Annotated in this window: 12 protein-coding genes; all 12 read right to left on the bottom strand. The window is 62.4% G+C overall.

What is annotated here, in order from left to right; translation table 11 throughout:
• Positions 1-18: 18 nt before the first annotated feature.
• A complete protein-coding gene (murA, locus tag FHS03_RS02240; RefSeq protein ID WP_183439376.1) occupies positions 19-1,269 on the bottom strand; it encodes a UDP-N-acetylglucosamine 1-carboxyvinyltransferase in 1,251 nt (416 codons plus the stop codon).
• Between the two features lie 6 nt (positions 1,270-1,275).
• Positions 1,276-1,512, bottom strand: a complete 237-nt coding sequence (locus FHS03_RS27985) for a BolA family protein (protein WP_183439375.1) — start codon at positions 1,510-1,512, stop codon at positions 1,276-1,278.
• Positions 1,513-1,535: 23 nt separating this feature from the next.
• Positions 1,536-2,294, bottom strand: a complete 759-nt coding sequence (locus FHS03_RS02230) for an ABC transporter permease (RefSeq protein WP_183439570.1) — start codon at positions 2,292-2,294, stop codon at positions 1,536-1,538.
• Complete coding sequence (locus FHS03_RS02225) at positions 2,294-3,205, bottom strand: ABC transporter ATP-binding protein (protein ID WP_183439374.1); 912 nt, start codon at positions 3,203-3,205, stop codon at positions 2,294-2,296. Before FHS03_RS02225 ends, FHS03_RS02230 begins: the two co-directional genes overlap by 1 nt.
• Positions 3,206-3,377: 172 nt before the next feature.
• Positions 3,378-3,710, bottom strand: a complete 333-nt coding sequence (locus FHS03_RS02220; RefSeq protein WP_183439373.1) for an STAS domain-containing protein — start codon at positions 3,708-3,710, stop codon at positions 3,378-3,380.
• Positions 3,711-3,727: 17 nt separating this feature from the next.
• Positions 3,728-4,372, bottom strand: coding sequence for an MlaC/ttg2D family ABC transporter substrate-binding protein (locus FHS03_RS02215; protein WP_050410664.1), 645 nt, complete (start codon positions 4,370-4,372; stop codon positions 3,728-3,730).
• Positions 4,373-4,403: 31 nt separating this feature from the next.
• Positions 4,404-5,297: an MlaA family lipoprotein gene (locus tag FHS03_RS02210; RefSeq protein ID WP_183439372.1), complete on the bottom strand. Its 894-nt coding sequence runs from the start codon at positions 5,295-5,297 to the stop codon at positions 4,404-4,406.
• Positions 5,297-5,767, bottom strand: a complete 471-nt coding sequence (gene mlaD / locus FHS03_RS02205; RefSeq protein WP_183439371.1) for an outer membrane lipid asymmetry maintenance protein MlaD — start codon at positions 5,765-5,767, stop codon at positions 5,297-5,299. The genes FHS03_RS02210 and mlaD overlap by 1 nt, the downstream gene beginning before the upstream one ends.
• A gap of 78 nt (positions 5,768-5,845) precedes the next feature.
• Positions 5,846-6,628, bottom strand: coding sequence for a lipid asymmetry maintenance ABC transporter permease subunit MlaE (gene mlaE / locus FHS03_RS02200; RefSeq protein WP_050410660.1), 783 nt, complete (start codon positions 6,626-6,628; stop codon positions 5,846-5,848).
• Positions 6,625-7,428, bottom strand: coding sequence for an ABC transporter ATP-binding protein (locus FHS03_RS02195; protein WP_183439370.1), 804 nt, complete (start codon positions 7,426-7,428; stop codon positions 6,625-6,627). The genes mlaE and FHS03_RS02195 overlap by 4 nt, the downstream gene beginning before the upstream one ends.
• Before the next feature lie 316 nt (positions 7,429-7,744).
• On the bottom strand, positions 7,745-9,208 hold the full coding sequence (locus tag FHS03_RS02190; RefSeq protein WP_183439369.1) for a glutamate synthase subunit beta: 1,464 nt from the start codon (positions 9,206-9,208) through the stop codon (positions 7,745-7,747).
• Between the two features lie 33 nt (positions 9,209-9,241).
• Positions 9,242-13,963 carry a glutamate synthase-related protein gene (locus FHS03_RS02185; protein WP_183439368.1) on the bottom strand — a complete coding sequence of 1,574 codons (4,722 nt, stop codon included), beginning with the start codon at positions 13,961-13,963 and terminating at the stop codon, positions 9,242-9,244.
• Between the last annotated feature and the right edge of the window lie 480 nt (positions 13,964-14,443).

Genomic DNA, 14,443 nt, shown 5'->3' with positions numbered 1-14,443 from the left:
GATGGGCTTTCGATTGCGTTACTTGATGCGGCTGATATTGGCGCCCAGCGCCTGCAGCTTCACTTCCATGCGGTCGTAGCCGCGGTCGAGGTGGTAGATGCGGTCGACCAGGGTTTCGCCTTTGGCGGCCAGGGCGGCGATCACCAGCGAGGCGGAAGCGCGCAGGTCGGTCGCCATCACGGGCGCGCCGATCAGCTGCTCCACGCCCTTGATGAAGGCGGTGTTGCCGTCGGTCTCGATGGCCGCGCCCAGGCGGTTCATTTCCTGCACGTGCATGAAGCGGTTTTCGAAAATGGTTTCCGTCACCTTGCTGGCGCCGTTGGCGATGGTGTTTACCGCCATGAACTGGGCCTGCATATCGGTCGGGAAGCCGGGGTACTCGGTGGTGCGGAAGCTGACCGGATTCGGGCGGCTGTCCATCTGGGCGCGGATGCTGTCCTTGCCGATGGTCATGCGCAGGCCCATTTCGCGCAGCTTGTCGAGCGCCGCGTCCATGATGTCGACGCGGGTATTGCGCAGGGTGATGTCGCCGCCCGCCGCCGCCACGGCGCACAGGAAGGTGGCCGCTTCGATACGGTCGGGAATCACGTCGTGGCTGGCGCCGTGCAGCTCGGACACGCCCTGGATCACCAGGCGGTCGGTGCCGATGCCTTCGATTTTCGCGCCCATGGCCACCAGCAGATTGGCCAGGTCGGTCACTTCCGGTTCGCGCGCGGCGTTTTCCAGGATGGTTTCGCCTTCGGCCAGGGTGGCGGCCATCAGCAGGTTTTCCGTGCCGGTCACCGTGATCATATCGGTGACGATGCGGGTGCCTTTCAGTTTTTTGCACTTGGCGTAGATATAGCCGCCGTCGATGCTGATATCGGCGCCCATCGCCTGCAGACCCTTGATGTGCTGGTCGACCGGACGCGAACCGATGGCGCAGCCGCCCGGCAGCGAGACCTTGGCCTGGCCGAAGCGCGCCAGCAGGGGACCGAGCACCAGGATCGAGGCGCGCATGGTCTTCACCAGCTCATACGGCGCTTCCAGCTTGGTGATTTTCGAACCGTTGAGCGTGACCTTGTCGCCGTCCTGGTTCACTTGCAGGCCGGTCTGGCCCAGCAGTTTCAGGATGGTGGACACGTCGTGCAGCTTCGGCACGTTCGACAGCTTCACGTCGCCCGAAGTCAGCAGGCCGGCGCACAGAATGGGCAGGGCCGCGTTCTTGGCGCCGGAAATGGTGACATCGCCCATCAGGCGTTTGCCGCCCTGGATAATCAGTTTGTCCATGTCGGCTTATCCTTGGAATTCTTCAGGGGTCAGGGTTTTCATCGACAGCGCGTGGATCTCTTCGCGCATGCGGTCGCCCAGCGCCGCGTACACCAGCTGGTGGCGCTGGATCAGGCGCTTGCCGGCGAAGGCCGAGGACACGATAACAGCCTGGAAATGCTGGCCGTCGCCTTCCACTTGCAGGTGGGTGCATTCGAGGCCGGCGGCGATATAGCTGTGGATTGCTTCTGGTGTGGTGCTCACGATTTTTCCTTGTGCAGAGTGTTTTAGTGGCGCAGACGGTAGCCGCTGCGCAGAAGACGGATGGCCACCAGCGACAGCACCGCGAGGAAGCCGGCGACGATGGCGAAACTGGTCCAGGGATTGACGTCGGACTGGCCGAAGAAGCCGTAGCGGAAGCCGTCGATCATGTAGAAGAACGGGTTCAGGTGCGAAACGGCGAGCCAGAACGGCGGCAGCGAATGGATCGAATAAAAGACGCCCGCGAGGAAGGTCAGCGGCACGATCAGGAAGTTCTGGAAAGCGGCCAGCTGGTCGAATTTCTCGGCCCAGATGCCGGCGATCAGGCCCACGGTGCCGAGGATGGCCGCGCCCAGCAGGGCGAACGCCAGAATCCACAGCGGCGCGGTAAAGCTCAGCTGCGCGAACCAGGCGGTGACGAGGAACACGCCGAAACCGACCGTGATGCCGCGCACCATGGCCGCCAGCACGTAAGCCGAGAAAATCTCCCAGTGCGACAGGGGCGTGAGCAGCACGAACACCAGATTGCCCGTGATCTTGGACTGGATCAGCGAGGACGAGGAATTGGCGAAGGAATTCTGCAAGACGCTCATCATCACCAGGCCCGGAATCAGGAAGGCGGTGTAGCTGACGCCCTCGTACACCTTCTGCCCGCCCAGCACGTGGCCGAAGATCAGCAGGTACAGCATGGCGGTCAGGATGGGCGCGGCGATGGTCTGGGTGGCGACCTTGTAGAAGCGCAGCGTTTCTTTATATACCAGGGTGCGGAAGCCGGTGGACAGCATCATTCGCCTCCATTCATGATTTGCAGGAAGATGTCTTCCAGGTCGGCCTGCTGCAACTGCATTTCGTCGATGACGGCGCCGCTTTCGCGCAGGCGCGCCAGGATGCCCTCCACCTCCGCGTAGTCGTTGATGCGCAGGCTGTATTTGCGGCCGCTGTCGGCCTCCAGCGGATGCGTGATCAGATGGCGCAAGCCTTCCGGCAGGTCGCCGCTCTGCATATGCACGATCAGCTGGGAGCCGGAGATGCGGCGGATCAGGGCCGCCATGGTGTCGGCCGCCACCACCTGGCCGGTCTTGAGCATGGCCACGCGCTTGCACATGGCTTGCGCCTCTTCCAGATAGTGGGTGGTCAGCACCACGGTGTGGCCTTCGCGGTTCAGGCGCGAAATGAACTTCCACAGGGTCTGGCGCAGCTCCACGTCGACGCCGGCGGTCGGCTCGTCGAGCACGATGACGGGCGGCTTGTGCACCAGGGCCTGGGCCACCAGCACGCGCCGCTTCATGCCGCCGGACAGGGCGCGCATATTGGTGTCGGCCTTGGGCGTCAAGTCCAGATTGTGCATGACCTCATCGATCCAGGCGTCGTTCTTGCCCAGGCCGAAATAGCCCGATTGCAGGCGCAGGGTTTCGCGCACGGTGAAGAAAGGATCGAACACCAGTTCCTGCGGCACCACGCCGAGCTTGCGGCGCGCGGCGCGGAAATCGCTGACCACGTCGTGGCCGTGGATTTTGACCGTGCCCTTATCGGCGCGGATCAAGCCGGCGATGATGGAGATCAGGGTGGTTTTGCCGGCGCCGTTCGGCCCCAGCAGCCCGAAGAACTCACCCTCCTCGATGGAGAGAGACACGCCGCCCAGCGCCTGCAGCGATTGGTAACGCTTCTCGACATTGCTGATTTGGATTGCTGTCATGCTTGCTTAGTTAGGTTTTTGGTGCAACGGCGACCGTTGCTCGGACGGCCCAGCAGGCCGGGGGATGCGAGCGCCGCGGCTCTCTAGGGCAACGGCAACGGTCAATTATATTGGAATTTTGGTTCGGCATCGCCGGACCGGGTAAAGCTGGGGCGGGGGGGTGAGGCGGGGGTCAATGATGATGCAGATTGGCCGGGCTCAGGGCCGGCTCTTCGGCCACGGGGGCCGGGGCGCTTGCGATCAGCGGGCAAACGCCATACAGCTTGGTCAGGCTTTTCAGCGCATCGGGCAGGTTTTGCAGGTCGAGACGGACGCCAGCCTGGGCAGCGGCGCGCTGCCAGGCCAGCATCACGGAGACGGCCGCCGAATCCACCGCCGTCACTTGGCCCAGGTCGAACGTGGTCTGGCCGGCGCGGATGGCGGCCAGACCCTGCTCCAGCGCCACCGTGGCATTGGCCACGGTCAGCGAGGTCAGGGACAGCGGATTGTTGTTGGCAGCAGACATCGGTCTTGGTATCCGGCTTATTTCTGGACGGTTTTCAGGGGCTTGTTGGCCAGCTGCTTGTTCTTGTTGGCCAGCGCCTTGATCAGGCCGTCGATGCCGCCCTTGCTGATTTCGGAAGCGAACGTGCCTTTATAGGTTTCCACCAGCCAGGCGCCCAGCACATTGATGTCGTAAATCTTCCAGCCGGCCGCCGATTTGGCGACGCGGTAGTTCAGCGGCACCGGCTCGCCACGGGCCACGTTCACTTGCGAACGCACTTCCACTTCGGTGTCGCTCGGGTCGGCGCGCAGCGGCTTGAACTCGATGGTTTCATTTTTCACCTGGGACAGGGCGCCCGAGTAGGTGAAGATCAGCAGGGTGCGGAACTCGGTGGACAGCTGTTTTTGCTGGTCCGGCGTGGCTTCGCGCCAATAGCGGCCGGCGGCCAGCGAGGTCATGCGCTGGAAGTCGACGTAGGGCAGGATCTTGGTTTCCACCAGGTCCATCACGCGTTTCTGGTTGCCGGCCTGGATTTCCTTGTCGGCTTTGGCGGTGTCCAGCACTTCCTGGCTGATGCGTTTCACCAGAGCGTCCGGCGCTTCGTTGGCCGGGGCCGGGGCGGCCGTCGCGCTGACGGCGAAGGCCACGGTGGCCAGGGCGATGAGTTGCTTAATCAGTTTCATGGGCTTTTTACCTATATTGGTTGTGCGGCAATTACAGGCTGGCCGTATTGGCAGCCTGTGGCGGCATTATAGCCTGAGGCGCCATCGCTTCGCTGTCAGCTTGGGCCGTCGCCGGCTTGCCTTCGGCCGGCGCGGCGTCGGACTTGCTTTCCGGCTTGGCTTCCGGGCTGGAGCCGGCCGGCTTGTCCTCGGCCGCCGGCTTGGCCTTCAGCGGCCACACATTGTGGCGCGGCTGGTCTTCGCCATCGTTGACCCGGTTTTCGCGCGCTTGCAGGAAGCCGTCGCGGATGAATTCATAGCGGTCCAGCGCGGCGTCTTCCAGCAAGGTGGAGGCGTCGAGCAGGGCGGCGCGCTGGTCGACCACGCGCACGGCGGTGCCGACATTGCGCACGCGCATATTCCGGTTGTGGACCCAGGGGTCGGCGGCGATGTCGAGCGGCAAGCCGACCGTGTCGCGCACGGTGGACGGGCCCAGCAGCGGCAGCATCACGTAAGGACCGGACGGCACGCCCCAGGCGCCCAGGGTCTGGCCGAAGTCTTCCTTATGCTTTTTCAGGCCGGCTTCGGACGCGATGTCGAGCACGCCCAGCAGGCCGAAAGTCGAGTTGATGGCCACGCGCATCACGTCCGACATGCCTTCCTCGCCCTTACCCTGCATCAGGTTATTGGCGGCGGTCCACACATCGGCCAGATTGCCGAAGAAATTGCCGACGCCGGTCTGCACGAAGCCCGGCAACACGTTCTTGTAGACCGTGGCGGCCGGTTTCAGCGCGGCCTGGTCGACGGCGTCGTTGAATTTGAAGACGGCGCGGTTGAAGCCTTCATACGGGTCGCGCGGATTGGTGCTGGCGCAGCCGGTCAGCGCGGCGCTCGCGGCGAGCACCAGCGCCAGCTGGCGCAGCTTGAAGGGAGTGGCTTTTTGCATTATTTGCTATCCTTTCCTTCGGCGGCCTTGCTGTAGATAAATTGATTGATCAAGTCTTCCAGCACGGCGGCCGATTGGGTGCGGGCAATCTTGTCGCCGCCAGCCAGATTGGCCAGGTCGCCGCCCGCTTCGATGCCGATGTATTGCTCGCCCAGCAAACCGGAGGTCAGGATCTTGGCCGAGCTGTCTTTCGGGAATTTGTAGCCCGCTTCCATGCGCAGCGTAACCAGCGCCTTATACGTCTTGTCGTCGAAAGTGATGTCGGCCACGCGGCCCACAACCACCCCCGAGGCCTTGACGGCCGCCTGGCGGCGCAGGCTGCCGATATTGTCGAACTTGGCGGTGATGTCATAAGTCTGGGCGAAGGACATCGAGCTCATATTGCCCGCCTTGAGCGCCAGGAACATCAGTGCGGCCACGCCGATCGCGACGAACAGGCCCACCCAGATATCCAGAGATTTACGTTGCATAGAACAATCCTATCGTTTTATGGCGGCGCAGCGCGCCCGCCAGCTTATTGCGTCAACTTATTGCTTAAATTTATTAACTTACTTGCTGAACATCAAGGCCGTCAGCATGAAATCGAGCCACCAGATCATCAGCGAGGACACCACCACGCTACGCGTCGTGGCGCCGGCCACGTCTTCCGGCGTCGGTTTCGCTTCATAACCCTGGTACAGCGCGATGAAGGTGATGGCGACGCCGAAGACCACGCTCTTGACGAAGCCATTGAACACGTCTTTCCAGATATCCACCCCGCCCTGCATCTGCGACCAGAAAGCGCCGTCGTCGACGCCAATCAGCTGCACGCCGACCAGATAGCCGCCCAGCACGCCCACGGCGCTGAAGATCGAGGCCAGCAGCGGCACGGCCAGCACGCCGGCCCAGAAGCGCGGCGCCAGCACGCGCGCGATCGGGTTGACGGCCATCATTTCCATGGCCGACAACTGCTCGCCCGCCTTCATCAGGCCGATTTCGGCCGTCAGCGAGGTGCCGGCGCGGCCGGCGAACAACAGGGCCGTGATGACCGGACCCAGCTCGCGCGTCAGGCCGAGGGCGACCAGCAGGCCCAGCGACTCGGACGCGCCGTATTTATTCAGCGTGTAATAGCCTTGCAGCCCCAGCACCATGCCGACGAAGAGGCCGGACAGGGTGATGATGAGCATCGAATAATTGCCGATGAAGTGCAGTTGCTCGACCACCAGGCGCGGACGGCGCAGCAGGCCGACCGACAGGCCCAGCATGGCGAAGAAGGTGCGGGTGGCGTAACCCAGGCTTTCCACGTAGTCGCGCAGGGTGGCGCCCATATTGCCGAGGACGCGGGTAATCATGGACGGCCTCCCAGGCCCAGGTCTTCCGCCAGGGTCTTGCCCGGGTAGTGGAAGGGCACGGGGCCATCGGCCTCGGCGTGCACGAACTGTTTTACATAGGGGTCGGTGGACACCGTCATCTCTTGCGGCGTGCCGTGGGCCACGATCTTGCCCTGCGACAGGAAATACACATAGTCGGCGATCAGGAAGGATTCCTTCACATCGTGCGACACCAGGATCGAGGTCGAGCCGAGCGCATCGTTCAGGTTGCGGATCAGGTTGGCGGTCACGCCCATCGAGATCGGGTCGAGGCCGGCAAACGGCTCGTCATACATAATCAGTTGCGGATCGAGCGCGATGGAGCGCGCCAGCGCGACGCGGCGCGCCATGCCGCCGGAAATCTCGCCCGGCTTGAGCTTGGCGGCATTGCGCAGGCCGACGGCGTGCAGCTTCATCAGCACCAGGTCGCGGATCAGCTCTTCCGGCAAATCAGTATGCTCGCGCAGCGGGAAGGCGACGTTATCGTAGACGGTCAGGTCGGTAAACAGGGCGCCATGCTGGAACAGCATGCCCATTTTGCGGCGCAACAGATACAGATCGCTGGTTTTCAGCTTGTGGACGATCTGGCCGTCCACATTCACCGCCCCTTTTTGCGGGCGCAACTGGCCGCCGATCAGGCGCAGCACCGTGGTCTTACCGCTGCCGGAACCGCCCATGACGGCCACAACCTTTCCACGTGGAAAGTCCATATGGAGGCCGGAGAGAATGCTCCGCTTCCCATAGGAGAAGTGTAAATCACGGATTTCGACAAGATTAGGCACAGGCTAGCTCTTTATTTTTAAGGCCATATTGTAGTGCAGAAACGCTATCCTCTGCTTAAGACTCCCCAAAAGTGGGCAAGCGCCAGCACGACAGAATGTACATGATACAACATTACTAACCGTAAAGTCAGCAAGTTACATCTGGAAAACAGTTTTCCATTGCTGCATAGCACAATGTCCACCTTGGTGCCAGGCACCAGGTGGACACGAGTTCAGCAATACGGCCAGGGCAGAAACTTGCGATAGTGCTGCCGAGCCCGTGTCCACTTTGGTGCCTGGCACCAAGGTGGACACGGGCTGGACTGTGGGTGGGGACTTAGCGGGGGAGCTGGCTATGGCCCATGAGGTAGGCGTCGACTTCGCGCGCGCATTGGCGGCCTTCGCGGATGGCCCAGACCACCAGGGATTGGCCGCGGCGCATGTCGCCGGCGGCAAACACGCCTTTTACCGAAGTTTGGTAGCAGCCGGCGCCGTCGGTCGTGGCGCGGGCGTTGCCGCGGGCATCCTTGTCGACCTGGAAGGCATCGAGAACTTGTTGCACAGGGGATACAAAACCCATGGCCAGCAGCACCAGGTCGGCTTTCACCTCGAATTCGGAGTTGGGCACTTCGCTCATCTTACCGTCTTTCCATTCGACGCGGCAGGCGATCAGCTTCTCGACCTTGCCGCCCTTGCCTTCGAAGCGCTTGGTGGCGACGGCCCAGTCGCGCTCGCAGCCTTCCTCGTGCGAGGAGGAGCTGCGCAGCTTGGTTGGCCAGTAGGGCCAGACCAGGGGCTTGTTTTCCTGCTCGGGCGGCATGGGCAGCAGTTCGAACTGGGTGACGCCGGCCGCGCCGTGGCGGTTCGAGGTGCCGACGCAGTCGGAACCGGTGTCGCCGCCACCGATCACGACCACGTGCTTGCCGGCGGCCTTAATCTGGTCCTTGACCTTGTCGCCCGCGTTGACCTTGTTCTGCTGCGGCAGGAAGTCCATGGCGAAGTGGATGCCCTTGAGCTCGCGGCCCGGCACCGGCAGGTCGCGCGGCTGTTCGGCGCCGCCGGCCAGCACCACGGCGTCGAATTCCTTGTCGAGGTCTTCGGGGAAGATAGTTTCCTTGGCCCAGTTGTTCACCGTGGCCGGGAAATCCTTGCCGATCAGCACCGAGGTGCGGAAAGTCACGCCTTCGGCTTCCATCTGTTCGACGCGGCGGTCGATATGCGCTTTTTCGAGCTTGAAGTCGGGGATGCCGTAGCGCAGCAGGCCGCCGATGCGGTCGCTCTTCTCGAACACGGTGACGGCGTGGCCGGCGCGCGCCAGTTGCTGGGCCGCCGCCAGGCCGGCCGGGCCGGAACCGACCACGGCCACTTTCTTGCCGGTTTTGTGGGCCGGCGGCTGCGGCACGACCCAGCCGTGTTCCCAGCCTTCGTCGATGATCTTGTGCTCGATCGACTTGATGCCGACCGGATCGTTGTTGATGCCAAGCGTGCACGCCGTTTCGCAGGGCGCCGGGCAGATGCGGCCCGTGAACTCGGGGAAGTTATTGGTCGAGTGCAGCACATTCAGCGCTTCGCGGTAGTGGCCGCGGTACACCAGGTCATTCCAGTCCGGGATGATGTTATTGACCGGGCAACCCGAGTTGCAGAAAGGGATGCCGCAATCCATGCAGCGCGCGCCCTGCAGCTTGGCCTGCTCGTGGTTCAGGTGCAGCACGAACTCTTTATAGTTTTTGACGCGCGCCGCGACGGGCAGATAGCCCTCTTCCTGGCGCTGGAATTCCATGAAACCGGTGATTTTTCCCACTTTGCTATCCTTTCAATTCCTGGGTCGGCCTGATTAGGCGGCGATGGCCTGGGTTTCCGCTTCGATGGCGGCGTTGTCGGCCAGCTCCACCAGGGCGCGCTTGTATTCGCTGGGGAAGACCTTGATGAACTTGCCCCGGCTCTCGGCCCAGTTGTCGAGCAACAGGCGGGCGCGCGTGCTGCCGGTGTACTTGAAGTGGCGCTCGATCAAGCGCTTGAGGATGGTCTCGTCGGCCTCCGGCTCGCCATCGCGGCGCTGGCTGTGCCAGGTGGACTTGTCGACCATCTGCTCGGCGGCAGGCAGCACCTCTTCCAGGCTGACCATGGACAGATTGCATTTGCGGCCGAACTCACCATCGGGGTCGTAGACATAGGCGATGCCGCCCGACATGCCGGCCGCGAAGTTGCGGCCGGTGGCGCCCAGCACCACCACGGTGCCGCCCGTCATGTATTCGCAGCCATGGTCGCCCAAGCCTTCGACCACGGTGGTGGCGCCGGAATTGCGCACGGCAAAACGTTCGCCGGCCACGCCGTTGAAGAAGGCTTCGCCGGCAATCGCGCCGTACAGCACGGTATTGCCGATGATGATGTTGTTTACGGCCCAGCCGCGGAACTCGGTGTTCGGGCGCACGATGATGCGCCCGCCCGACAAGCCCTTGCCCACATAGTCGTTGCCCTCGCCCACCAGATCGAGCGTGATGCCGTGCGCCAGGAAGGCGGCGGCGGACTGGCCGGCCGTGCCCTGCAACTGGATGTGGATGGTGTCGTCTGGCAGGCCGGCATGGCCGTAGCGCTTCACCACCTCGCCCGACAGCATGGTGCCGACCGTGCGGTTGACGTTGCGCACCGGCGAGATGAAGGAGACGCGTTCGCCTTTTTCCAGCGCGGCCTTGGCCTGGGCCACCAGCTTATGGTCGAGGGCACGGTCGAGGCCGTGGTCCTGCTCTTCCGTGTGGAAGATGCTCATGCCTTCCTTGGCCTTGGGCTGGTAGAAGATATTCGTGAAGTCCAGGCCTTGCGCCTTCCAGTGCGCGATGGCTTTCGATTTGTCGAGCAGGTCGGCGCGGCCGATCAATGCGTCGAACGTGCGGATGCCGAGCTGGGCCATCAACTGGCGCGCCTCTTCGGCCACGAAGAAGAAGTAATTCACCACATACTCGGGCTTGCCCTGGAATTTGGCGCGCAGTTCCGGGTCTTGCGTGGCGACGCCGACCGGGCAGGTGTTCAGATGGCATTTGCGCATCATGATGCAGCCTTCGACCACCAGGGGCGCCGTGGCGAAACCGATCTCGTCGGCGCCCAGCATGGCGGCGATGACGACGTCGCGGCCGGTGCGCATCTGGCCGTCGGCCTGGACGCGGATGCGGCTGCGCAAGCCGTTGAGCACCAGGGTCTGCTGGGTTTCCGCCAGGCCCAGTTCCCAGGGCGTGCCGGCATGCTTGACCGAGGACAACGGCGAGGCGCCGGTGCCGCCGTCATGACCGGCCACCACCACGTGGTCGGCCTTGGCCTTGGTGACGCCGGCCGCCACCGTGCCGATGCCCACTTCCGACACCAGCTTGACCGAGATCGAGGCGCTCGGATTGGCGTTCTTGAGGTCGTGGATAAGCTGGGCCAAATCTTCGATCGAGTAGATATCGTGGTGCGGCGGCGGCGAAATCAGGCCCACGCCCGGCACCGAGAAGCGCAGGGTGGCGATGTATTCCGACACCTTGTGGCCCGGCAACTGGCCGCCCTCGCCCGGCTTGGCGCCCTGGGCCATCTTGATCTGGATCTGGTCGGCCGAATTCAGGTAAGCCGCCGTCACGCCGAAGCGGCCCGAGGCCACCTGCTTGATGCGCGAACGCAGCGAGTCGCCCTCTTGCAAGGGGATATCGGCCGCCACGCGGTCCTTGCCCAGCACGGAGGCCATGGTTTCGCCGACCTTGATCGGGATGCCCTTCAGTTCATTGAGGTAGCGTGCCGGATCTTCGCCGCCCTCGCCCGTGTTCGACTTGCCGCCGATGCGGTTCATGGCAATCGCCAGCGTGGCGTGGGCTTCGGTACTGATCGAGCCGAGCGACATGGCGCCGGTGGCGAAGCGCTTGACGATCTCTTTCGCCGGCTCCACCTCGTCGAGCGGAATGGCTTTGGACGGGTCGAGCTTGAATTCGAACAGGCCGCGCAGGGTCAGGTGGCGGCGGCTCTGGTCGTTGATGATCTGGGCATATTCTTTATAGGTGGAGTAGTTGTTGGCGCGCGTCGAGTGCTGCAGCTTGGCGATGGCGTCCGGCGTCCACAGATGGTCTTCGCCGCGCACGCGGTAGGCGTATTCGCCGCCCGCGTCGAGGGCGTCGGCTAGCAGCGGATCGTTGCCGAAAGCCAGGTTGTGCAGGCGCAAGCCTTCTTCGGCCACTTCGAACAGGCCGATGCCTTCCACATTCGAGGCCGTGCCCTTGAAGTATTTGTCGACCAGGGATTTATTCAAGCCGATCGCTTCGAAAATCTGCGCGCCGCAATACGACATATAGGTGGAGATGCCCATCTTCGACATCACCTTCATCAGCCCTTTGCCGATGGCCTTGGTGTAGTTGTACACCGCCTGCTCGCCCGACAGGTCGCCCGGCATGCCGTGCGCCAGTTCCATCAGGGTTTCCAGCGCCAGATAGGGGTGGACCGCTTCCGCGCCATAGCCGGCCAGCAGGGCGAAGTGGTGGGTTTCGCGGGCCGAGCCGGTTTCCACCACCAGGCCGGTGGAAGCGCGCAAGCCCTTGCTCACCAGATGCTGGTGGATAGCCGAGGTGGCCAGCAGGGCCGGGATGGCGACGCGGTCGGCGCAGATCGAGCGGTCGGACACGATCAGGATGTTGTGGCCGGATTTGACGGCATCGACCGCCTCAGCGCACAGCGAGGCGAGACAGGCTTCCACCCCTTCCTTGCCCCAGGCCAGCGGGTAGCAAATGCTCAGCTCATACGACTTGAACTTGCCGCCCGTGTGCTGGCTGATATTGCGCAGGCGCGCCATATCGTCGAAGCCGAGCACCGGCTGCGCCACTTCCAGGCGCATCGGCGGGTTGACGTTATTGGTGTCGAGCAGGTTCGGTTTCGGGCCGATGAAGGACACCAGGGACATCACCATCGCTTCGCGGATCGGGTCGATCGGCGGGTTGGTGACCTGGGCGAACAGCTGCTTGAAATAGTTATACAGCGGTTTCAGCTTGTTGGACATGACGGCCAGCGGCGAGTCGTTGCCCATGGAACCCACGGCTTCCTCGCCGGCGGCGGCCATCGGCGCCATCAGGAAGCGCAGGTCTTCCTGGGTGTAGCCGAAGGCTTGCTGGCGGTCCAGCACGGAAGCCACCTGCTTCTCGCCGGGGGCCGTGCCATATTTGGCGACATTATGCTGGAGCTGGCTTTCGCTGAGCTTGAGTTCGTCGAGCTTGATGCGTACGGCGTTGATCCAGGCTTTGTAGGGCTTGGCGTTGGCGTAAGTATCTTTCAGCTCTTTATCGTCGATGATGCGGCCCGCTTCGAGGTCGATCAGGAACATCTTGCCCGGCTGCAGGCGCCATTTCTGGATGATCTTGGATTCGGGAATCGGCAGCACGCCCGATTCGGAAGCCATCACCACCAGATCGTCGTCGGTGACGATGTAGCGCGCCGGGCGCAGGCCGTTGCGGTCCAGGGTGCCGCCGATATAGCGGCCGTCGGTGAAGGCCATGGCGGCCGGGCCGTCCCATGGCTCCATCATGGCGGCGTGGTATTCGTAGAAAGCGCGGCGGTTATCGTCCATCAGGCCGTGGTTTTCCCAGGCTTCGGGAATCATCATCATCATGGCCTGGGCGATCGGGTAGCCCGCCATCAGCAGCAGTTCCAGCGCATTGTCGAAGCAGGCGGTGTCGGATTGGCCTTCATAGATCAGTGGGAACAGCTTGCCCAGATCTTCGCCCAGCACGGCCGACTTCATCACGCCTTCGCGCGCGCGCATCCAGTTGAAATTGCCCTTCACCGTATTGATTTCGCCGTTGTGGGCGATCAGGCGGTAGGGGTGGGACAGCGGCCATTCCGGGAAGGTATTGGTGGAGAAGCGCTGGTGCACCAGCGCCAGCGCCGAAATGCAGCGCGCATCCTGCAAGTCCTTGTAATACACGCCGACCTGGTCGGCCAGCAGCAAGCCCTTGTAGACCACGGTGCGGGCCGACATCGAGGGCACGAAGAATTCCTTGCCGTGGATCAGCTTCAAAGCCTGGATGGCGTGGCCCGAGGATTTCCGGATCACATACAGCTTGCGCTCCAGCGCGTCGGTCACCATGATGTCCGGGCCGCGGCCGATGAATATCTGGCGGATCACCGGCTCCTTGGCGCGCACCAGGGGCGACATCGGCATTTCGGTGTCGATCGGCACATTGCGCCAGCCCAGCACCACCTGGCCTTCGATGCGCACGGCGCGCTCGATTTCCTGTTCGCAAGCGATGCGCGAGGCGTTTTCCTTGGGCAGGAAGACCATGCCGACCCCATATTCGCCCGGCGGCGGCAGTTCCACGCCCTGCTTCGCCATTTCATCGCGGTAGAACTGGTCCGGAATCTGGATCAGGATGCCGGCGCCGTCGCCCATCAGTTTGTCCGCGCCCACCGCGCCCCTGTGGTCGAGATTTTTCAGGATCAGCAGGCCCTGCTCGATGATGGAGTGGCTTTTGCTGCCCTTTATATGAGCAACGAATCCGACACCGCAGGCGTCATGTTCATTGGCTGGGTCGTACAAACCTTGCGCTTTCATGCGTTTCTCCGAAGCTTATTTGGAATATTGAAAATTCAGAGTAGTGCAACGCAACAAAAAACTCAACAAAAACAATTAGGGTCGGAGTCGAATTAAATTGCAGGAGATGAGATAAATAATTAATTAGGGACAGAGTGATGAGTGAACCGCTGGAATTCCCTCGCCTTCCTCTGAAGCGTGGGTTAAATGCCCGGCCAAATCGTCCTCCTCACACCTCCCGTGCACCAGCTTGCAGCGCGCAAGCGCCACTTTGGCGCGGCAGCTGACTCATGGCGCTATGCAGCAAAGGCGTTGTTGTGTAATTGAAACGTCTTGTTACATTTAGCATTGCGTCAACTGTCGGGAAAAATTACACTTTTGTAAAAATTACCAAAATATTTCAATAGTCTTTGTGTTAAATCAAGGACTTGTTAAATTTGGCATATTTTTTGCTTGGTGGAAATTATGTAGAAAATTTCTAAAGGGAACCCCGGATTTCTT

The organism is Pseudoduganella violacea (assembly GCF_014191875.1).
GTDB lineage: Bacteria > Pseudomonadota > Gammaproteobacteria > Burkholderiales > Burkholderiaceae_D > Rugamonas > Rugamonas violacea_A.
The sequence above is the reverse complement of the archived record's forward strand: the minus strand, read 5'-3'. Positions and strand labels throughout refer to the sequence as shown.